This window comes from Nocardia arthritidis (genome assembly GCF_011801145.1).
Taxonomy (GTDB): Bacteria; Actinomycetota; Actinomycetes; order Mycobacteriales; family Mycobacteriaceae; genus Nocardia; species Nocardia arthritidis_A.
This window is the reverse complement of sequence record NZ_CP046172.1, coordinates 2,464,580-2,484,757: the sequence shown is the minus strand read 5'-3', so window position 1 is coordinate 2,484,757 and position 20,178 is coordinate 2,464,580. Positions and strand designations below refer to the sequence as shown.

Annotated in this window: 20 protein-coding genes and 1 pseudogene; 6 read left to right on the top strand and 15 right to left on the bottom strand. The window is 67.4% G+C overall.

The window, feature by feature from the left end; translation table 11 throughout:
• Positions 1 to 12: 12 nt before the first annotated feature.
• The 6 genes from F5544_RS10960 to F5544_RS10935 all read right to left on the bottom strand — a co-directional run bounded on the left by F5544_RS10960 (position 13) and on the right by F5544_RS10935 (position 7,239).
• The gene (locus F5544_RS10960; RefSeq protein WP_167473086.1) at positions 13 to 1,653 is read right to left on the bottom strand and encodes an FAD-dependent monooxygenase; all 1,641 of its coding nucleotides are present in this window, start codon (positions 1,651 to 1,653) and stop codon (positions 13 to 15) included.
• Between the two features lie 21 nt (positions 1,654 to 1,674).
• Positions 1,675 to 2,886 (bottom strand): nucleotide disphospho-sugar-binding domain-containing protein, encoded by a 1,212-nt coding sequence (locus tag F5544_RS10955; protein WP_167473085.1) that lies wholly within the window; start codon positions 2,884 to 2,886, stop codon positions 1,675 to 1,677.
• Between the two features lie 126 nt (positions 2,887 to 3,012).
• Positions 3,013 to 4,581: an MDR family MFS transporter gene (locus F5544_RS10950; RefSeq protein ID WP_167473084.1), complete on the bottom strand. Its 1,569-nt coding sequence runs from the start codon at positions 4,579 to 4,581 to the stop codon at positions 3,013 to 3,015.
• A gap of 30 nt (positions 4,582 to 4,611) precedes the next feature.
• Positions 4,612 to 5,055 (bottom strand): PadR family transcriptional regulator, encoded by a 444-nt coding sequence (locus F5544_RS46270; protein ID WP_167473083.1) that lies wholly within the window; start codon positions 5,053 to 5,055, stop codon positions 4,612 to 4,614.
• 453 nt (positions 5,056 to 5,508) lie between these two features.
• Positions 5,509 to 6,273 carry an SDR family NAD(P)-dependent oxidoreductase gene (locus F5544_RS10940; RefSeq protein ID WP_167473082.1) on the bottom strand — a complete coding sequence of 255 codons (765 nt, stop codon included), beginning with the start codon at positions 6,271 to 6,273 and terminating at the stop codon, positions 5,509 to 5,511.
• Between the two features lie 45 nt (positions 6,274 to 6,318).
• Positions 6,319 to 7,239 (bottom strand): aromatase/cyclase, encoded by a 921-nt coding sequence (locus tag F5544_RS10935; protein ID WP_167473081.1) that lies wholly within the window; start codon positions 7,237 to 7,239, stop codon positions 6,319 to 6,321.
• 180 nt (positions 7,240 to 7,419) lie between these two features.
• Between F5544_RS10935 and F5544_RS10930 the strand changes: the two genes are divergently transcribed.
• Positions 7,420 to 8,457 carry a methyltransferase gene (locus F5544_RS10930; RefSeq protein ID WP_167473080.1) on the top strand — a complete coding sequence of 346 codons (1,038 nt, stop codon included), beginning with the start codon at positions 7,420 to 7,422 and terminating at the stop codon, positions 8,455 to 8,457.
• Here F5544_RS10930 and F5544_RS10925 read toward each other — a convergent pair whose 3' ends face one another.
• A complete protein-coding gene (locus F5544_RS10925; RefSeq protein ID WP_167473079.1) occupies positions 8,458 to 9,144 on the bottom strand; it encodes a class I SAM-dependent methyltransferase in 687 nt (228 codons plus the stop codon).
• A 209-nt stretch (positions 9,145 to 9,353) separates the two neighbouring features.
• Here F5544_RS10925 and F5544_RS10920 point away from each other — a divergent pair, with 209 nt between their 5' ends.
• On the top strand, positions 9,354 to 10,406 hold the full coding sequence (locus F5544_RS10920) for a methyltransferase (protein ID WP_167473078.1): 1,053 nt from the start codon (positions 9,354 to 9,356) through the stop codon (positions 10,404 to 10,406).
• A 66-nt stretch (positions 10,407 to 10,472) separates the two neighbouring features.
• On the opposite strand, the gene F5544_RS10915 is transcribed toward F5544_RS10920, so the two are convergent.
• The 3 genes and pseudogenes from F5544_RS10915 to F5544_RS47485 all read right to left on the bottom strand — a co-directional run.
• Positions 10,473 to 11,210: a class I SAM-dependent DNA methyltransferase gene (locus F5544_RS10915; RefSeq protein WP_174867311.1), complete on the bottom strand. Its 738-nt coding sequence runs from the start codon at positions 11,208 to 11,210 to the stop codon at positions 10,473 to 10,475.
• 16 nt (positions 11,211 to 11,226) lie between these two features.
• The gene (locus F5544_RS47295) at positions 11,227 to 11,649 is read right to left on the bottom strand and encodes a GDP-mannose 4,6-dehydratase (RefSeq protein WP_167473077.1); all 423 of its coding nucleotides are present in this window, start codon (positions 11,647 to 11,649) and stop codon (positions 11,227 to 11,229) included.
• Positions 11,650 to 11,726: 77 nt separating this feature from the next.
• Positions 11,727 to 12,083, bottom strand: a pseudogene (locus tag F5544_RS47485) (hypothetical protein); the annotation flags it as partial.
• On the opposite strand from F5544_RS47485, the gene F5544_RS10905 reads away from it, so the two are divergent.
• The 4 genes from F5544_RS10905 to F5544_RS10890 all read left to right on the top strand — a co-directional run bounded on the left by F5544_RS10905 (position 11,968) and on the right by F5544_RS10890 (position 15,341).
• Positions 11,968 to 12,444, top strand: a complete 477-nt coding sequence (locus tag F5544_RS10905) for a hypothetical protein (protein ID WP_167471225.1) — start codon at positions 11,968 to 11,970, stop codon at positions 12,442 to 12,444. The pseudogene F5544_RS47485 and the gene F5544_RS10905 overlap by 116 nt on opposite strands.
• Before the next feature lie 89 nt (positions 12,445 to 12,533).
• Positions 12,534 to 13,805, top strand: a complete 1,272-nt coding sequence (locus tag F5544_RS10900; RefSeq protein ID WP_167473076.1) for a beta-ketoacyl-[acyl-carrier-protein] synthase family protein — start codon at positions 12,534 to 12,536, stop codon at positions 13,803 to 13,805.
• The gene (locus F5544_RS10895) at positions 13,802 to 15,019 is read left to right on the top strand and encodes a ketosynthase chain-length factor (protein ID WP_167473075.1); all 1,218 of its coding nucleotides are present in this window, start codon (positions 13,802 to 13,804) and stop codon (positions 15,017 to 15,019) included. Before F5544_RS10900 ends, F5544_RS10895 begins: the two co-directional genes overlap by 4 nt.
• 58 nt (positions 15,020 to 15,077) lie before the next feature.
• On the top strand, positions 15,078 to 15,341 hold the full coding sequence (locus F5544_RS10890; protein WP_167473074.1) for an acyl carrier protein: 264 nt from the start codon (positions 15,078 to 15,080) through the stop codon (positions 15,339 to 15,341).
• Between the two features lie 92 nt (positions 15,342 to 15,433).
• Here F5544_RS10890 and F5544_RS10885 read toward each other — a convergent pair whose 3' ends face one another.
• The 5 genes from F5544_RS10885 to F5544_RS10865 form a co-directional block, all read right to left on the bottom strand.
• Positions 15,434 to 16,207, bottom strand: a complete 774-nt coding sequence (locus F5544_RS10885; protein WP_167473073.1) for a cyclase family protein — start codon at positions 16,205 to 16,207, stop codon at positions 15,434 to 15,436.
• 12 nt (positions 16,208 to 16,219) lie between these two features.
• The gene (locus F5544_RS10880) at positions 16,220 to 17,440 is read right to left on the bottom strand and encodes an FAD-dependent monooxygenase (protein WP_167473072.1); all 1,221 of its coding nucleotides are present in this window, start codon (positions 17,438 to 17,440) and stop codon (positions 16,220 to 16,222) included.
• A gap of 21 nt (positions 17,441 to 17,461) precedes the next feature.
• On the bottom strand, positions 17,462 to 18,226 hold the full coding sequence (locus tag F5544_RS10875) for an SDR family oxidoreductase (RefSeq protein WP_167473071.1): 765 nt from the start codon (positions 18,224 to 18,226) through the stop codon (positions 17,462 to 17,464).
• Positions 18,223 to 19,278, bottom strand: coding sequence for a methyltransferase (locus F5544_RS10870; protein WP_167473070.1), 1,056 nt, complete (start codon positions 19,276 to 19,278; stop codon positions 18,223 to 18,225). Before F5544_RS10870 ends, F5544_RS10875 begins: the two co-directional genes overlap by 4 nt.
• A gap of 133 nt (positions 19,279 to 19,411) precedes the next feature.
• Positions 19,412 to 20,173, bottom strand: coding sequence for an SDR family NAD(P)-dependent oxidoreductase (locus F5544_RS10865; RefSeq protein ID WP_167473069.1), 762 nt, complete (start codon positions 20,171 to 20,173; stop codon positions 19,412 to 19,414).
• Positions 20,174 to 20,178: the final 5 nt, after the last annotated feature.

Here is a 20,178-nt window from a genome sequence, read left to right as displayed (position 1 = left end):
TTCCAGCTCCGGTCAAGTCGCATCGGAATCGCCGACACCGGTGAGCAGGCGCCGGAACACGTCCGCCAGCAGCCGCTCCGGTTGCTCGGCACTGGACGGCGCCCGCCAAGCGACGAAACCGTCCGGACGGATAAGCACCGCGCCGGAGTCGTCCACCCCGTACTTCTGCTTCCAGCGGCGCTGCGAATCGTGCACGTCGTGCCCGAGGCGGTAGACATCCAGGCCGATCCCGCTTTCGGCCGCGAACCGGCGACCCGCTGCGGACCACGCCACCGCCTCCGGACCGGTCAGCAGGACGAACCGATGCCCGAACAGGTCGATGGTCGACAGCTGACGCCCGTCGCGAACCAGCTCGAGATGGGCGGCGCGGGTGCCCGGTAAGCCGCTCAAATCGCGCGGGTGCAGGACGTCCGGGCCATCGTCGTCCTCCGCCAGAATCGCCGGTGAGCGGTAGCGGTAGCCGAGGCCGATAGCCGGAGAATTCGCGGCCAGTTGGCTATCGCCTTCGGCTTCGGTGCGTCCACGCAGCCGCTGAATGGTGTGTTCGCAGGTCAGCCGGGCGACCGGACGTCGCTCCAGCTCATAGGTCTCGAGCAGGCCCGGGTCGGCCGCACCCCCGAGCACCGCGGCGATTTTCCAGGCCAGGTTGTGCGCGTCCTGGATGCCGGTATTCCCGCCGAATCCGCCGGCCGGCGGCATGATGTGCGCCGCGTCACCCGCGAGCAGTACCCGGCCGACGCGGTAGCGCTCGGCCACCGCGGCGGCCATCTCCCACGTGTGCACGAGCCGGGCCTCGTCCGCAAACGGCATTAGAAGTGCCGGTTCCAGGTCGGCGATCCCGGTCGCGGCGCGGATCATGTCGACGCACCCGGCTCGGTCGAATTCCCGGTCCACATCGGAGGTTTCGGGATCGTAGGGAACCATGAGCACCCAGCGATCGCTTCGGTCGAGTATCGCGAGCAATGTCCCCGATCGGGGTTGCCGCAGATAGCAGAGGGCCAGTCGGCGCCCGCGCAGCGCGACGGTGAGATCCGCCTCGAATGCGATATTGGCGATGTGCTGGAGCGTTCCCGGTCCGAGCATCTCGATGCCGAGGCTTCGGCGAGTCGGTGACCGGTGACCGTCGGCGGCGACCAGATATTCGGCCCGCACCCGGTAGCGGCGTCCGGCGGCACGCTCCTCGGCGACCACATCGACGCCTCGACCGCGCTGATAGAAGCCGGCCATCCGGTGGCCGAACCTGATATCGGCCCCGCATTGTTCGGCCCGCGTGCGCAGCAGCGAAACCACGGTGCTCTGGTCGATCAGGGCCGGCTCGTGCGGGCTGAATTCCGCCACGCTGTCCATCGGTGGCCGAGCGGTGCGGAAGTCCTCCGCACCGACCAGTGTTTCCGCTCGCGCGCTCTCGCCGTATTCGAGGAATACCGAGGGCGGCGCCTCGACAATGGCTTGCCCCAACCCGATGCTGTGGAACAACTCCATTGATCGCGAGGTCAGCATCCGGCCCCTCGGCTGCATGGAGGTGGCCGGGTGCCGCTCCAGCACGATGGTGGATATGCCCTGATCACGCAGGAATACCGCGAGCGAGAGCCCCACCAGGCCGCCGCCGGCGATCAGTACTTGAACTTCCTCGTCGTACACCTGAACCCTCACATTCGAAAGCCGGTTTCGAGGTCAGCGTGGGGCCAGTGCGTGGCCCGCGGCCGCCTCCAACAGATCCGGCACCAGCTCGGCGGGGGTCGGCATCGCCAGCATTTCGGCGCGGAGCCGGTCCGCGCCATCCCGGCAGGACTGGTCTTCGAGCAACGCGACGACATGCGCCCGGATCCGCTCGACCGTGCTCTCGTTGTGCAGCAGATGCCGACCGGCGCCGCTGGCGGCGAAGACGTCCCCGGTGATCATCTGCTCGGGGATCTGGGTGACCGACAACTGGGGAACGCCGTACAGCGCGGCCGTCAACGCGGTGCCGACCCCACCTTGGTGGACGATCGCCTGGCAGCTCGGCATCAGCATGTACAACGGCAACGACTCCGCCACCCGCACGCCGGGCGGGATCGTGCCCAGTTCCCGCCGCGTGGCCGCGGTAACGGCGAGCACGACGTCCACGTCCAGCCCGGTCACCGCGTCGATCGCCTGGTGCAGCAGCTCGGTCATCCCGCTGCTCATCATCCGGACCGTCGAGGTGCCCCAGGTTATGCAGACCCGCGGGCGGGCGGACCGTTCCAGCAGCCACGCAGGCTCGACGCCGGGCGCGTTGAAGGGCACATACCGAACCGAAAGCCTCGCCGCCGCGGCCGGTTTTCGCATGCTGGGCGGACACGGGTCGATCCACGCCGAAGGACCCATCCGCGGTTCGACACCGAATCTCGCGAAAAGCTCGCCCCAGCCCGGCGGCGGTGGCGTGCCGGACTCCTGCAGCTTCAGCCCGGGGGCCGACGGCGAGCCCGCCATATGGGCCAGTGACGGAATCCCGAGCGCCTGCGCGGCCACCGGACCGGCGAAGGTCTGCGGATCGTGGATGAGCAGGTCCGGTTGCCACGCCCGAGCGAAGTCGACCAGGTCGCCGGACATCGCGCCGGCGACCTCGAACATCATGTTGGCGATGTTGGTGATCAGCGTCTGCTGGCCGGCATTCAGCTTGTCCTGGTCGGTCGGCCACCGCTTCTCGTTGTGCCAGTCACCGAGTTCGCCGCGTTTCGACCGGCCCGCGATATCGATATCCGTGCCGACCGAAACCGCGGGCAGCCCGGTCTGGATGATCGTTTCGGTGAGCGCCGGCGTACTCGCGACCCGGACCTCGTGTCCGGCGGCACGCAGGGCCCATCCGAGCGGTGCCATCGGATAGTAGTGCGACGGCCACGCGAACGACGTGAACAAGACCCGCATTGCTTATCCCCATTTCAGCCGAGGCGTGATCCGCCTGACGAATATCGACCCGATGCTGGCAACAGCGATTCGAACACCGATCCAGACGCGGTCGGCAGCGCCCCCGGGTGCTGCCGACCGCGGCATTCAGTCCGCCGGGGGCGGGGCCGGGCGGCCGCGTAGTCCGCCCGACGGTTCTTTCAGCAAAAGGGTGAGTAGGAAGGCCAGCACCATCAGCAGCGCGGCCACGACGAACACCGTATTCGTCGCACTGACGAACGCGTCGACGACGACCTTGCGCAGATCGGCCGGTAGCGTGCCGAGCACGCTGGGGCTCACCGTATTGCTCGCATCGGCCCTGAGCTGCTCCGGCAGATTCGCCGAGAGCAGGTTCAGCAGCAGCGCGCTGAGCACGGCGGTCCCGAAGGCGCCGCCGACCACTCGGGGAAACATCACGCCGGCCATGGCCGTACCCATTTCGGTGATCGGCACCGAGTTCTGCACGGCCAGTACCGGAACCTGCATGATCTGGCTGAGACCGACGCCGAACAGGAACAGATCGACGCCGAGCAACCACAGCGGGGTATCCGGGCTGAGCAGACCGAGCAGGCCGAGGAAGACGGCCGCCGCCCCGGATCCCACGATGCCGAAGATTCGGTACCGGTTCAGTTTCGAGATCAGCCGCCCGGTGAAAACGGAACCGACACCCATGCCGAGCGTCATCGGCAACATGTTCAGCCCCGCCTCGGTGGGGGTGAGCCCATTGGCCACCTGGAGGTAAAGCGCGACGTAGATGATGGAGCCGAAGGTCGCGAAGCCGACGATGAACGAGATCGGCACGGCGACTCGGAAGGTGCTGTTGCGGAACAACCGCAACGGAATGATGGGTTCGGCGGCCCGGCCCTGGCGCCACACGAACAGTGCGATGAGGATCGCGCCGACCGCGGAAAAACCGAGGATGGTGGCGGAACTCCAGGCGTACTGCTTACCGCCCCACTGCGCGACGATCAGCAGTGCCGACGTACCGCTGACGAGGAATGCGACTCCGAGGTAGTCGATCCGATGCGGAGTTCGCTCGGCCGGTGCCCGCAATAGCAAGGCCACCAGCAGGATTCCGAGCACACCGAGCGGCAGATTGATGAGGAAGACCCAGCGCCACGAGGTGGAGGTCCACAGGAAGGCGTGCGGCTGGGTGAAGAATCCACCCAGCAGCGGGCCGACCACGTTGGCCACCGTCATCACCGGGAAACCGATGCCCGCGTACTTCGCCCGGTCCTGCGGCGGAAGCATGATCGCGGTAACCGCCATGGCCAAGACCATGGCACCACCCGCGCCGAGGCCCTGCACCACTCGCGCGGCGATGAGCTCGGTCAGGCTGTGCGCGAAGCCGGCCCAGGCCGAACCGGCGACGAACAAACCCATCGCCACCAGGTACAGCGGCTTCGGTCCGTAGGAATCGGCAAACCTGCCGAACAGCGGCTGGGTGGCGACGGATGCGAGTAGATAAGCCGTCACCACCCAGGGCAGACGTTCGATGCCGTGTACCGGATCCAGTTCGCCGACGATCGTGTACATGGCGGTGGACACCGTTTGATCCAGCGCCGTGAGCAGCATGCCGAGCATCAGGCCGCCGAACACCAGCCAGATGCGCCCCCTGCTCATCGCGGGGGCCACCGATTCGTCCTGCCCGAGCCCCGTCGAAGATGTCGTGCTCATGATGTTGTCCCCTCCCTGTGCGCCGGTGCCCTATTCCTGCTTCCCGGCGTCCCCGTCGGCGAGTAGTTGATACAGCCGCCGCCTGGTCTCCGACAGAATCTGGGCGGCCGCGGTCAGCTGCGCGTCGGAGCCGATCTGGGTGACCTGCGAGGCCGCGATCATGACCTGCTGGGTGAGGCCGTTGACCTCCATCAGGCCGTCGTCGACGTCGCGGGTGACCGAGTTCCAGATGGTGGAAAATTCTTCGGCCCTGTCCTCGACCAGCGCCTGTCCGGAATCGCTCAGCCGGTAGACCTTCCTGCCGTCGACCTCGGACGCGCTGACCAATCCCTCGTCCTCCAGTTGCTGCAGCGTGGGGTACACCGACCCCGGACTCGGCCGCCAAACCCCGCCGCTACGCGCCTCGATCTGCTGAATCACCTGGTAGCCGTGCAGCGGCTGTTCGGCGAGCAACACCAGGATCGCGGTGCGCACGTCACCACGCCGGACGCTTTTTCCGCGGCGGGCGCGACCGCCGAAGTTGCCGGGTGGAAATACCGGGGGCGGGCCGCCGGCCGGCGGGAAACCGGAAGGCGGAAAACCAGCCGGCGGCGGGAAACCACCAGGCGGCGGGAACCCGCCCGGCTGCGGCCACGGGCCCGACGGGCCACCGCCAGGACCGGATGCCGCGGGGGGCGGGAAACCGGGAGCCGGAAAACCGCCGGGCTGCGGCCACGGGCCCGACGGCCCGCCGCCAGGGCCCGCGGGAGACGGAAAACCGGACGCCGGGAATCCCGCGCCCCCGAATCCGCGATCGGGGATGTCTGGAGTAGTCATGATCCATCCTTTTCTGCGACGTTACGCAACACGTTGACAATATATCGCGAACGATTGCGATACAAGAGCTCAAGGCGCGCTGGTCACGAATGGATCGCCCGTTTGCGCTGGTCAGAGGATCAGACTGCCGCCGGAGACGGAAAGGAAAGCCCCCGTGACGTAAGACAGTTCGTCGGAGGCCAACATGGCGACAGCCCGTGCGATGTCCTCCGGCTCGCCCAACCGTCGAAGCGGTATCCGCGCGGCCATCGAGTCGAACGCTCCCTTCGCCGCCCAGTCCAGCGAGGGCGTGCGAGTCACTCCCGGGATGACCACGTTCACTCGAACGCCTTGCGGCCCGAGTTCTTGCGCCAACGTCTTGGCCACCGCCTCGATCGGCGCCCGCGCCAGCGCGTGCCCGATCGTGCCCTCCCTCGGCGCCCGGGCGAAAGGATCGGAGACGAATACGATCGCGCCGCCGCCCCGCTCGATCATTCCGGGGACGACGGCATAGATGGGCAGCAGGGCCGCACGAACCTGGACGGCCATGTGGTGGATGAGTTCCTCGGGCTCCAGACTCATCATGGCGCCGCGCGGCACACCGCTGGACCCGGACGTGTTGAGAACCAGCACGTCCAACGGCCCGAGCTCGCGCTCGGCATGTGCGACCATCGCCTTCACCTGGTCGCCGTCCGTGACATCCGCCCGGCTCGGCAGCGCTCGCCGTCCGAGCGCTGTGATCTCCCGGGCCACGCTCGCGGCTTCGGCCTCCGAACTTCGGTAGTTGACCGCGATGTCGGAGCCGCATGTGGCCAGCTCCACCGCGATCGCGGCCCCGATTCCCCTGCTAGCTCCGGTGATCAGCGCGATCTTTCCGGTCAACGTTTCGTTTCGCACGAACGGAAAGCTAGAAGCCGGCCGCCTCGGACCGGTCGAGTGCGCTTAGAACGCGGCGTCGGCCCGCGTTGCGGCGAAGTCGCGCACGCAGTGCAAGAACGTCTGCCCGCACTCGGCGAGCAAGCGTCGCACAGGTCCACCGGAGGCCTCGAACGCCGGATCGGTCCCGTCGACGACCGCGCGCTGCGAGCCGATGACCGTGGTGCCCGCGGCCGTCGATTCGAACACCCAGCTGCCGGTGTGCGAAATCACCGGAGCGACCGGATCCAGCAGGCGATACACGATCCGATCCCCGGGCAGGCACAGCCGAACCGACCCGACGGTCCGCACCGAGCTCCCGGCCATGTCGACCGAGAGAAATTGGATATCCGATTCCTGCTCCCTCGACCTGACGGCCGTCACCCGCGGCACACGGTCCGGCCACCGGTCGGCATCATGGAAGAATTCGTAAACCGGTTCGATCGGCCCCGCGAGGAACAGGGATTCCTCCCATTCCACCACCCGGTCCCCGGTCGCTTCCGCATAAGCCTTCAGCGCCTGTAGCTGGATCCCGGTATTGCGGGTGATGCCCTGCCGCATCCGCTCGGGCAGCTCGGGATCGCCGGTGTCCACGGTGAAGCCGTGCCGCAGGGTGACCAGTGTTTCGCCGCTGGATGACTCGCGCAGCAGCCACTCACCCCACCCCGAACCGATCGGCGGCTCCGGTTGCTCGTGTGTGAATGCGATCCGCAGGCCGACGGCGTCGAAGACCCGGCGGGACCGCCAGGTCCGCACCGCATCCGGGCCGGCCAGCGCCCAGTATTCGACCAGGTCTTCGGTCTCGCTCGAGTCGAGCCGAGCGGCGTGCAGGCCGTGACCGATCATGCGCGGCCAATGGGCGACGTCGAGGATCAGGTCGTAGACCGTGGACGCCGGGGCGACGACCGTCAGGGACGCCTCGGCATGGACGTTACTGGTATTCGACACGGCAACTCGCTTTCGGCGGATTTCACGCGGGCGCGCACCGATGACCGTGCTCCACCGGATTCGAAAGCCGGTGGAGCACGGACAGTGGATGCGGTTCGTCCAGGCTTCAAAGGCCGCTCGAGGGCGACGGCGCACGCTGCGCACAGTCAGCGCTCGAATCCGGTGAAAGAGGTGCTCGTGATGTCGGAGAACGTGGTCCCGCCCCTGCCGCCCGCGGTGGTCATCCATGAGATGGCTTACGGTCTCGGGGCGGCCGCCGCGGTGCAGGCGGCGGCGAACCTCGGGATCGCCGACCTGATCGGCGACGAGCCGGTCGGCGTCGCCGAACTCGCCGGGAAGATCGGCGCGGACGCCGATGCCATGGCCAGACTGCTGCGGGCCTTGACCGTTCACGGCGTCTTCCGTGAGACGACGGCCTCGACATACGCGCATACCGAACTGTCGCTGCTGCTCCGGGACGACGCGGAGGGCAGTCGCCGGGATATGGTCCGGCTGGCGGGGGCACCGTGGGCATGGCGCCTGTGGCCGAAGCTGGCGGAAGCGGTACGAACCGGCACGGGGATGTTCGAGCCGACCTACGGGAAAAATCTGTGGGCCCATCTCGCCGAGGATCCGTCCGAGTTCACGCTCCTGTTCGATCGGGCGATGACCGCGGGGAATTCACTCACGGCCGGTCCGGTCGCCGACGCCCTGGACCTGACGGGTGTCGGCCTGGTCGCCGATATCGGCGGCGGCCAGGGCAAACTCCTGCGGACCGTACTGCGACGGCATCCCGACGTGGCCGGAGTGCTGTTCGACCTGCCCTCGGCCATCGCCGAAGTGGACCCGGAGCTGACGGGTGCGGGCGAGCTCGCCGGACGCTGCCGAGTCGTACCGGGCGACTGCCTGCGCGAGATACCGATCGCCGCCGACGTCTACCTGCTCAAACACGTGCTGCACATGTGGGACGACGATACGGCCGTTGCGGTCCTGCGAAATGTGGTGACGGCGGCTCGGCCGGGCAGCCGTGTCGTGATCGTCGAACAGCTGCTCGACCGAAGCCCGGCCGCACGCGTCGCCGCGACGATCGATCTGCTGATGCTGCTGCTCACCGGCGGCAAGGAACGCGGCGAAGCGGACTTCCGCGAGTTGCTCGACCGCGCGGGCTTGCGCTTCGACGGCGTCACCGCCACCGGCACCATCCTGCACCTGGTGACCGGAACCGTTCGCGATGCCTGATCACGAGGCAGTCGCCTCGAACAGGGCGATGGAGCCGTGCACGGTCAACCGGTAATCGTCGAATCTGGCGGCCAGTTCGGCGTCGAGCTCTGCCAGCGAGTCCGCCGAGTTGTCGAAGGTTTCGTCCGCGTTCAGTGAGGCGAGCATCTTCTCGGCGATCCGCGTATGCGATACGCCGTGGGCCAGCACCGCACTGCCGAAGATCCGCCCGCCCGGCTCGACATATTCCAGTACGTGATCGAAGACCCGGCACTTGTGCTTCATCCCGCCCGGCAGGCAGTGCAGGAGGAGATTGAGACCGGCGGAATCGAATCGCTCGGCGCCGAGGTCCAGTGGTTCGAGCACGTTCCGCCGGAAGATCACGGGGTGCAGGCGGGCGACCCGCGATACCGCATTGCCGAGCGCCGTTGCGCTGAGATCCACGAGCACGAGCCGAGCGGAACTGTCGGCGGTGAATCCGCACCGGTTGAGGAAATAGCCCGTTCCCGGGCCGAGGTCGAGGTGGCGCGCGCCGATGTTGCGCCGGTACGACTCCAGCATCAACTCCCGACGGCAACGCCACACGAACCGGCAGACGAGGCCGAGAACGAAGAAGTCGTACCAGGCGAGCGTCCATCGCGTGTACGCAGCCGCGCCGGCGGCCACCCGCTCGGGCGTCGGAACTGGGTTTTCCGGAACAGAGGACATCGGATCTCCATCGGGAAGGGATGACGACAACTATCGTCCAGCCTCTCGGGCCGGTTTGGAGGGTCGCAGGAATCCCGCTCGACCGGGGCCCGAATGCGCGCTCCATCGGCCTTCGAACGCGGCGTGGGATGTTCGCCTCCGGGCTCGGCCCGGATCCAGCACGCACATCATCCGAGCCCGCCGAGTGCGTGAGCCGATACGGAGGAAAAATGCCGGACAAGTCACCGAGCCCCGAGGAGTTCTCACCCGGCGCGCTGATGGGCATGATCATGGGTTATTCGACGGCCCAATACATTCGGGCCTTCGCACAGCTGCGCCTCGCGGACCTGTTGGCGAGTGGACCGCGCACCAGCACCGATCTGGTGACCGAATTGGGTGCAAATCATGACGGGCTCACCCGATACCTGCGCGCCTGCGTAACCGTCGGACTGGTGCGTGAAGAGAACGCCGAGACCTTCCGGGTGACCGCGCTCGGCGAACAACTGCGGACCGGGACGAAGTTCCACAGCCTCGCACGCGCCTACCCCGGTCCGCAGAACTATCTACCGTACGCACGGATCGCCGAGACGGTCATGACCGGCAAGCCGGCCGCGGAGGCCGCCCTCGGTGCCGGTTTCTGGGCGTACCTCGACGCGAATCCCGAGGAGAGCAGGTACTTCGGTGAGCTGATGTCGTTCATGTCCGCCAACAGCGGCACCGCGTTGGCCGACAATTTCGACCTCGGGCGGTTCAACAGGATCGTCGACATCGGCGGCAGTCACGGAGTCATGCTGAGCCAGCTCCTGGAGGCCGCCCCGCATGCCAACGGAGTGCTGCACGACCTGCCCGAGGTGCTGCCGCACGCCCGTACCTACCTCGACGGTAAGGGCATGACCGACCGGGTCGAGCTGGTCGGCGGCAGCTTCTTCGAGGAGGTGCCGCCCGACGGTGACCTCTACATCCTGAAAAGCGTCCTGTGCGACTGGGATGACGAACGCGCGGCGAAGATACTGGCCGCCATCGCGGATGCGACGAAACCCGGCGCCACCCTGCTGGTGATCGACTCGGTGCTGCCGGACGAGCCACACCGGGATTCGCCCGACGATCGCTTCGACGCGATGGCGATGATGAACTTCGGGGTGCTGCTGCTCGTCGGCGGCAAGGTGCGGACGCCTTCGGAATTCCGGGAGTTGGTCACCGCCGCCGGATTCGAGGTCAGGCAGATCCGGACCATTCCGGACGGCCCGAGCGGATGGAACCTGGTCGAGGCGGTACGCGTCTGACCACGGCGACGTTTCCCGGCACCGTCGCGGGTGCCGGGAAACCGTGCCGGTGTGCCGCCTCGGCCGTCAGGCCCGGCAGACGAAGCTCATGAAGTACCGGTTCGTGTCGACCTCGAGGACCGCGTCGAATACGTCGTGCAATATGGCAACGGTCTCCTCGCTCCGGCGCAGCTGGGTCCGATACGAACCGGTGCGCAGCCTGCCGTTGGTGCATTTGATCATCAGCGCGGTGCCGAGGAACATCGCGGTCCTGGCCAGGTGTTCCGCCGCCCCATAGCGCCTGCGCTGGAATTCGTGGAAGTTGTCGGCGGTCCACAGATTGCCGACGAATATTCCGCCGGGTTCGAGGAACGAACGGATCCGGGACAGAACCTGCCCGACATCGCCCAGGTGGTGGATGGCGTCCACGCAGATGACGAGGTCCGCGGTGCCGATCGCGTTATCCGCCCAGAAGTCACCGTGGATGAACTCCGCCGACGGATGGTCCACCCGGCTGCGGGCGATCGCCAGTCCCTGCTGGGAGATGTCGACGGCCACCATCCGTTCGACCGCGGTGAGCTTGGCCGTCATCGCCGTGAATTCGCCAGTACCACAGGCGAATTCGATCGACTTTCGCCGATCCCACCCGTACCTGGTCAAGTAGGCGCCAATCGTCTCCTTCTGCAGGAGGAAGTCATCGCCCAGGAGCGGGTGCCGCTCCGCGGATTCGCGATCCCAGAAGCGCGCCGCCCAGTAATCCTTGCCATTGGGCGGGGTTCCCCGCAGCGCGGCTTGCCCGGCGCGGGCCATCAATTCCGTCAGCATTTTCCTTCTCCTCGACTCACTCGTTCCGACCATCAGGTCCGTTGACCAATCGCTGCCGCGTCAAATGCGCCCAAGTGCGCTGAACCCCGAGCTCCAGCGGGGTACGCGCGGACCAGCCGACGCACCGTCGCGCTTTGGTGACATCGAGCCAGACATCCGAACGGTCGAACGGACGACCGCCGGCGAACTCGACCGAAACCACGCCGCCCACCGTTGTCACCACCGCCGCGAGCATGTCCATCAGCGAGGTCGGCACACCCGATCCGATATTGAGCACATCGGGCAGCGATTCGGCCCCCGATGCGCAGGCGATCCGGTGGATCCGGGCCATGACCTCGACGACGTCGTCGACGTAGACGTAGTCCCGCACCGTGCGGGGATCGCCGAGCACCCGCAGCGGCCGCTTCGCGGCCGCTGCCTCCAGCCAGTACGCGACCACCCGAGCCCGGTACCGGTCCGCTGCCCGGGCCCATACATATTGGAGATGCGGAGCACGACCGGCCGAACCTTGTCGCGGTTCGCCAACAGCTCCCGCTCCAGCCCCAGCTTCGCGCGTCCGTAGGCGACGTCCGAGCCCAACGGCGAATCCTCCCGATAGGGCGGAGCCGTGCGCGGCGAGTAGACCGCCCCGCCCGAACTGGCCAGGACGACGACCGGCGGGCGGTCCGCCTCCCGGAGCCGCGCCAACAACCGCCGGAAGGCTTCGTGATCGGAGCCGACCCGCTCCGGATGACGCTCCGCCAACCCGGGATTGATCGTGGTGGCCACCCAGAAGACGACCCCGGGACCGGCCGAGCCGTCGAAAAACGCCCCATCAGCGGGCAACGGCGTCGATTTGAAGAAGGATCCGGTCGATACCCCGGATGCCCGCAGCGCCGCGACCAGCTTCCGTCCGAGGAAGCCGCCCGCGCCGAAGACCGCGACCGGTACGGCCGGCTCCAGGGCCGGGCCGAGGAGGGCGGCCAGGTCGATGGGGCTGGTGCGCGCGGCGAGCGGCGAATCCGCGACGGGTACGGCGGCGCTGCTTATTCGGGCAGTCGCTTCTCTGTCCATCAGCACCTACTGGAACGGGACCGACTCAACGGCCGACGAAGAGAACGCACCGGCGGAACCGACGCCAGGTGAGTTGACCAAGGCGAATTCCGGTGTCACTCGAGCGGGAATGGAGCAGCCGGTCGCGTCCGGGCGATCGACCGTGACTCGATCGGCTTGCGAATTTCCCGGCCGATGCTGATGGCTCGTGACCGCTGGGCAGCGGGAACACCGATATCAACCACAGGGGAGACAGACGATGGCCGGACGAGTGAGTGAAAGCGGGCCGCGGTGACTTCCCGGCGAGTGGTCATCACCGGTATCGAGGTCGTGGCGCCGGGCGGAAACGGTATCGACGAGTTTTGGAAGCGCATCTGCTCCGCCGAAACGGCGACTCGGCAGATCGATTTCTTCGATCCGGGCGCGTTCCGTTCCAGGATCGCCGCCCAATGCGACTTCGACCCGGCGGCGGCGGGGCTCACCCCACAAGAAATCAGGCGCCTCGACCGCGCCGCCCAGTTCGCGTTGGTGTGTGCCAGGCGATCGATCATCGACAGCGGGCTGGGCCGCGACACCATGCCCGCCGAGCGCACCGGAGTGTGCGTCGGCACCGCGGTCGGCTGCACCATGAATCTCGAGGGCGAGTACGTCGTGCTCAGCAATGGCGGTCGGCGTTGGTTGGTCGACGCCGATTACGCGGTTCCGCACCTGTACGACTTCTTCGTACCGAGCTCGATGGCGGCGGAGATCGCCCGCGATATCTCGGCCGAGGGGCCGGTCACCGTGGTGTCGGATGGCTGCACGTCGGGACTCGACGCGGTGGGACATGCGGTCGAGCTGATCCGCGAAGGCGCGGCGGACATCATGATCAGCGGCGGTACCGACGCGCCGATCTCCCCGGTCACCGTCGCGTGCTTCGACGCGATCAAGGCGACCTCCTCATACAACGACGATCCCGCGCACGCCGCACGGCCCTTCGACCGCACCCGCAACGGATTCGTGCTCGGCGAGGGCGCGGCGATCTTCGTGCTGGAGGAATTCGAACGGGCGCGAGCGCGGGGTGCCCGGATCTACGCGGAGATCGCCGGTTTCTCCTCCAGAAGCAACGCCTACCACATGACCGCGCTGCGGCCCGATGGCGTGGAGATGTCCTCGGCCATCGACGCCGCATTGGCCGAGGCCCGGATAAACGCGGAGCAGATCGACTATGTCAACGCCCACGGAACCGCGACCAAACAGAACGATGTGCACGAGACCGCGGCGTTCAAACGCAGCCTCGGTGCGCACGCCTATCACGTGCCGATCAGCTCGATAAAGCCGATCATCGGGCATTCGCTCGGCGCGGTGGGCTCGATCGAGATCGCCGCGTGCGCACTGGCCCGCTACCACGGCGTTGTGCCGCCGACGGCGAATCTCAACGAAGCCGATCCGGCGCTCGACCTCGACTACGTCCCGCTCGTCGCGAGGGAGAAGGACCTGAACACGATCCTCACCGTCGGCAGTGGGTTCGGCGGGTTCCAGAGCGCGATGGTACTGACCGCGGGGGAAAGGGCGACCGCATGACACCGACGGCACTGGTAACTGGCATCGGCGTTACCGCGCCGAACGGACTGGGCACCGACGCGTTCTGGACAGCCACGTTGAGCGGCGTCAACGGCATCGGAAAGCTGACCAGGTTCGATCCCGACCAGTATCCGATGCGGCTGGCCGGTGAGATTCCCGGATTCGCCGTCGCCGACCATCTGCCGACCAGGTTGATCGCCCAGACCGATCGGATGACCCAACTCTCCCTTGTCGCCGCCGAATGGGCCGTCGCCGATTCCGGCGCGGACCTCGGCGGCCTGTCCCCCTTCGAGATGGCCGTGACGACCTCGGCCGCCTCGGGCGGATTCGAGTTCGGCCAACGCGAACTCGAGAAGCTGTGGCGCCAGGGCCCGAGTCACGTCAGCACGTACATGTCGTTCGCATGGTTCTACGCGGTCAATTCGGGACAGATATCGATACGTCACGACCTACGCGGCCCGATGAGCGTCTTCGTCGGTGACCAGGCCGGCGGTATCGACGCGGTGGCTCACGCCAGAAGAGCGGTTCGCAAGGGCGCCAAACTGGTCCTCACCGGCGGAGTGGACGGCTCGCTCTCCCCGTACGGCTGGGCGGCGCAATTGGCGACCGGCCGACTCAGCCCGAGCCCCGACCCCCGGCGCGCATACCTCCCGTTCAGTGCCGAGGCGTGCGGATATGTGCCGGGCGAAGGCGGGGCGATGCTGGTGGTCGAGGACGCCGGCCGCGCTCGTGCGCGCGGTGCGGGAGGATACGCCGAAATAGCGGGTTACGGTTCGACCTTCGACCCGCCGCCCGCCTCCGAGCGGGAGCCGGGGTTGCGCCGGGCCGCCGAGCTTGCGCTCGCCGATGCGGGGCTCGGAGCCGACGACGTGGACGTGGTGTTCGCCGACGCGGCCGGGGTACCGGAACTGGACCAGGTCGAGGCGCTCGCGCTCGCGAAGATTTTCGGCCCGCACGCGGTCCCGGTGACGGCGCCGAAGACCATGACCGGACGGCTCTATTCCGGCGGCGCCGCGCTCGACCTGGCCACGGCCGCGCTGTCCATTCGGGACGGAGTGATTCCACCGAGCATCAATATCGGGCAGCCCGCGGCGAAATACGAATTGGATCTGGTGACGGACGCACCACGCCGTATCGCGGTACGCACCGCCTTGGTGCTGGCCCGCGGCTGGGGTGGGTTCAATTCGGCGATGGTGCTCAAGAAACCGTCGTGACCGGCCGCGTCACCATCATGAAACCCCTACCCCTACAAGTGATTAGGTAACAAATAGCATGCGGACATTCACATTGGACGACCTCAGGCGCATCATCCGGCAGTGCGCGGGCGAGGACGATTCGACCGGGCTCGATGCCGACGACATCCTCGATGTCGATTTCGTAGACCTCGGCTACGACTCACTCGCGTTGTTGGAAACGAACAACTGCGTATCCCGCGAATTCGGGGTATCGCTGCCGGAGGAGGAACTCACCGAAGTACAGACCCCGGGGGCCTTCATCACCCTGGTGAACCAGCACCTGGCGCGGCAGCGGGTCTGATCCCCAGATGCCGATTCCCACAACGGGTCTCGGCCCCGCCTACCGGGCGGAGCCGAGACCCGTTGCCGCGGCGGACTTTTGCGGCCGGGCATTCAGCCGTCGACGATCGCCACCGCCCGCGCCCAACCGGCACCCGCGCCCGCGATCTTGACCGGGAAACAGGCGACGCTGAAGCCGTGCGGTCGCGGTAGCTGTTCGAGATTGGCCAGCCGTTCGATCTGGCAGTACTCCCGTTCCCTGCCCACGAAGTGCGCGGGCCACAACACCGAGCGGTCCCCGCTTTCCCGGTAGCGCTCGATCATATTGCCGAACGGCGCGTCCAGACTGAACGCGTCGGTTCCGATCACCCGTACCCCCATATCCAGTAGGAGGTGCACCGCGGTGTCGTCGATCCCGGTGAAGTGGGTGAAGTACCGCTGGGTGCCCGCCCACCGCGACGCGCCTGTGTGCAGCAGCACGATATCCAACGGGTCGGGTGTGTAATCGGCGAGCACCAGTGCCTTCTCGATCCGGTCCGCGCCCACCGCGCCCACCTCGGCGTCGGTCAGGTCGAGGACGACGGCGGCGCGGTAGAACCAGTCCAGCGGCATTTCGTCGATATTGCGCGGCACCCCGTAGGACGCTCGCGTGCCGTAGTGCGACGGGGCATCGACATGGGTTCCGGTGTGGGTGGTCAGGGTCAGCGTGTCGAGGGAAAGGAACTCCTGGTCGGGCAGCTCATCCGGGGAGAACTCGATCCCGAGGTGGGTCAGCATCTCCTCGCTCATATGCCGTGCCCCTTCGGCGGGGGTCAGTATCCGGTGCTCTACCGGGTCGGGTTCGAAGAGCGAGGCATCGACCGGTGACGAGATGTCGATCAGGCGCACGATGAGTACCTTCTAACGCTGGTCGGTGTGGAAAAGTTCGGTCGCCACGCGAATCGACGGATTCCCGAATGCGATGCCGCGGGTGATCCTCCGGAAGACGGGGGTGCGACGCATGACCTTCATCGCCTTCGGCCGGACGAACGCGCCGAACCGGCTCGACGAGAGCATCCCCTTGCTCTGCATCACCTGTGTGCGCCGGACCGCCGCGATATCGGGTCCGCGCCGCCGGGGGAAGCGATCGAGCAGGGTCGCGGAGAAGTCGCGTCGACGCAGTGAGTCGATCAGAATCGGATGTGCCACAACGGCATCCTGAATGGCGAGATTGATGCCTTGCGCACCCAATGGGCTGTGGGTGTGCGCGCTGTCGCCGATCAGCATCAGCCCGTCCTCGACCCAGCGGTCGGCCTCCGCCGCGAAGACGTCGAGCAGGGTGAGGTCGCTCAGATCGTTCAGGTGCTCGCGGACGAGGTCGGCGTAGCCGGGTACGACCGCGGCGATCGCCGTACGCACATGGTCGATGCCACGCGCGGCGATATCACGGTAGCGTCCGTGCGGAAGCGTCCAACCGAGCTGCAGGTTGCCCGGAAAAGCCTTGTAGGCCAGCACCGGATTACCGTCACCGCGGAAGATCCGCGCATGGGGCACCGGAAGGTCGCCCACCGGAATCTTGAACCACAGCACATCGAGATCGAAGACATCCTGTCTGTGCTCCTCGATCCCGGCCAGCCGCCGAACCTTCGAGTACCGGCCGTCCGCGCCGAGCACGCAGTGTGCGAGCACGGTGTGATCGGCGTTGGTGACCACACCGCGGATACGGCCGTCGTCGATGACGAGACCGTTCGCGCGGTGCCCTGCCAGATTCTCGAATCGCTCGTACTTCTCGCACCGCAGCAGCAGTTCGGCCAGAAGATGCCGCTGCGGCAGGCTCAGCAGGTAGTTGTACGGGCCGGGTAGCGCCCGATAGTCGATGTCCAGCGAGGGTTTGCCCCGCTCGATGAGCTGAAATCGAGTGAGCTCATATGCGCCCCGATCCCGCGCGCCTTCGAGCACCCCCAGCTGATCGAGCAGGGCGAGCGCGCCGGGTTGCAGGATCTCGCCGCGGTACTCCCGGTCCAGGGTGCGGCTGCGCTCCAGCAGCGTGACGCCGGCGCCGGACCGCAGCAGGAGCAGCGCCGCGGTGAGTCCCGCGGGCCCGCCGCCTACTACACAGAAGTCGGTCTCCGTCTGGTGCATTCTCGTTCCCTCTGACAGCGGCTAAGCCCGCAAACTCAACCCACCGTCGGCGGTGATGACCTGACCGTGGATCCACGCGGCTTCGGCGGTGCACAGCAGCGCCACGACATCGGCGATGTCCGTCGGCCTGGTCAGGCGTCCGGCGGGTGTCCGAGCGGCCAGCGCCGCGAGCATTCCCGGATCGCCGCTCCCCGGGCCCTTGTCGATTTTCGCCGTCGACACCGCGTTCACCGCGATGCCGCGATCGGCCAGTTCGACGGCGAGGTATCGGACCAGCGCCTCCAACGCCGCTTTCGCCAGTCCCAGGCTGACGTAACGGGGGATGACCGACCGGGCGCCGTTGCTGGATACCGCGATGATCCGGCCGCCCGCCGGCATCAGCCCGGCCAGTGGCCCGGCAGCGCGGATGAGCGGATCCACCGCGGTGGCGATATCCGCGTGTAGGTCCTCGGCCACCGCGCCCACCGCGGACATCGGCTGCCAGGTCGCGACATTGTGCACGAAGACGTCCACTCGTCCGTGCCTGCCGCGCACCGCGTCGAGCACACCGGCCAGGCCGTCGGCCCGGCGGATATCGCCTTTGACGGCGAACGCGGTGCCCTTCGACTCGTCGAGTTCGGCCACCAGCCGTGCGGCCGCGTCGTCGTCGTTGGCGTAATTGAGCAGTACGTCGCAACCGCACGCGCAGAGTTTGCGGGCGATCGCCGCCCCGAGACCCCGGCTGCCGCCGGTCACCACGGCGACCTTGCCCGCCAGACCGAGCGCACCGTCGTCGGAGTTGTTCATGCTCCGGCGCCTTCGGCCGCGGGCCGCTCCGCGACGACCATGGTGTCCCGGCCGATCGTTTCCAGCTCGACCACCTGGGTGACCTGGAAACCGGCCGCCTCGGCCCAGTCCGCGCATTCGGCCGCCGTGTACTCGGACCCGCCCTCCCGGACCAGCCGGACGTTCAGGCTGGCCAGCAGTTTGTGCGGATCGGATCGATCGGCGTCGAGCATCTGGTCGTAGATCACCACAGCGCCACCGGGAGCTACGGCCGCCCACGCGCGCTTCAACAGCAGCCGGCGGTTCTCCTCGGGCCAGTCGTGCAGCACGTGGCCGAGAATCAGGACATCCGTCCGCGGCAGCGGGTCGACGAAGAAATCTCCGCCGTGGAAGGTCACCGAGTCACCGAGCCCGAGCCGCGCCATGTGCTCGTCGAAGTACGGCCGCAATGCCGGGAGGTCGAATACGCCCGCGGTCAAATGGGGATGGGCCGTGACGAGCTGCGCCGCGAGATTTCCTCGTGCGCCGCCGCAATCGACGAAGGATCGAAATCGAGTCCAGTCCAGGCGCTGCGCGATCTGTGGGCCGGCGTACCCGTTGTAGGAATCCATATGCGCCAGGAACTGCCGGGTGACTTCCGTATCGGCGTACTTGTCCTTGAACGCGTTCTTTCCGCCGAGCCCGTCGGATTTCGGTTGGCCGTCGCGCAGCGCCTCGGTCAGCCTCCCCCACATCCGGTAGTGGTGGCTGCTGCTGCGCGTCATCACCCCGCCCAGGTAGAAGGGCGAGGTCGGCAGCAGGAACTGCGTCACCGGCGAGCTATTGCTGTATCGGCCCTCGTCCTTCTCCAACAGACCCAATCCCACGAGGGCGTCGAGGAAGTCACGCACAAGTCGCGGATGCAGCCGCAGCCGGTCCATGAGTTCCCCGATATCGGCCGGTCCGGAAGCCAACTGCTCGAACAGTCCGAGCTCGACCGCGCTGTGCAGCACGGCCGCCTCGGCATAGCCGTTGTTCAACCGGACGAGCGAGCGGGCCACCGCCGCCGGGGTGTCTTGGATGTTCGCTGTCATCGCATGCCTCATTCCTGCCGATCGGTCATCGAATATGTCCCGAACGCCGTGCGCCGGGCGGGTGTCGGCCCGTCCGAACCGACTCTCGCCAGTCCCGTTCCACTCCCGTTGGAGCGCCGATGGAACGACGCCATCACCTGCCGCCTGCGACGGTGAGCTGCTCACCGCTGATGTTGCCGTTCGCCGCCGACCCCAGGAAGACGATGGCGGCCGCCACGTCCTCGGGTGAGCTGAGCCTGCCGGTGGGGGTGCGCCCGGACTCCTGCTCGCGTATCTGCGCCGGGAGCCCGTTGCGGACCCGTTCGGTCGCGGTGAGCCCTGGCGCGACCACATTCACCAGCACCCCGTCGCGTCCGACGTCCCACGCCAGACTCCTGGCGAACCCGTGCAACCCCGCCTTCGCCGCGCCGTAGAACTCCTGCCCCCGGTACCCGTCCACGGCCACGTGCGAGGACACCAGGACGATCCGGCCCCAGCCGCGTGTCCGCATACCCGGCACGGCCAGCTGCACCGTCCGCAGGGTCGGTGGAAGGTTCTGCCGGAGAAACGATTCCCACTGCTCGGCCGGAACGTCTTCGAACAACTTGTCCGCCGGGCGGCGCACCCCCCAGCGGATCGCGTTCGCCACGAGCACATCCAGTCCGCCCCAGTGCTCGGTCACGGTGGCCAGTGCCGTCTCGATCGAGTCCGGGTCCTCCAGCGCGTACCGGACGGCCAGTGCGCGGCCTTCGGCGCCGCCCAATTCGTCGGCCAGTCGTGCGGCGACGTCGGCGTTGGCGTGGTAGGTGAGCGCGACCCGCGCCCCCTGCGCGGCGAACGCCCGCGCAACGGCCTGTCCGATGCCACCGGTCGCCCCGGTGACCAGCACGGTCCGATCCTTCAATCCGAATTCCATGGTGA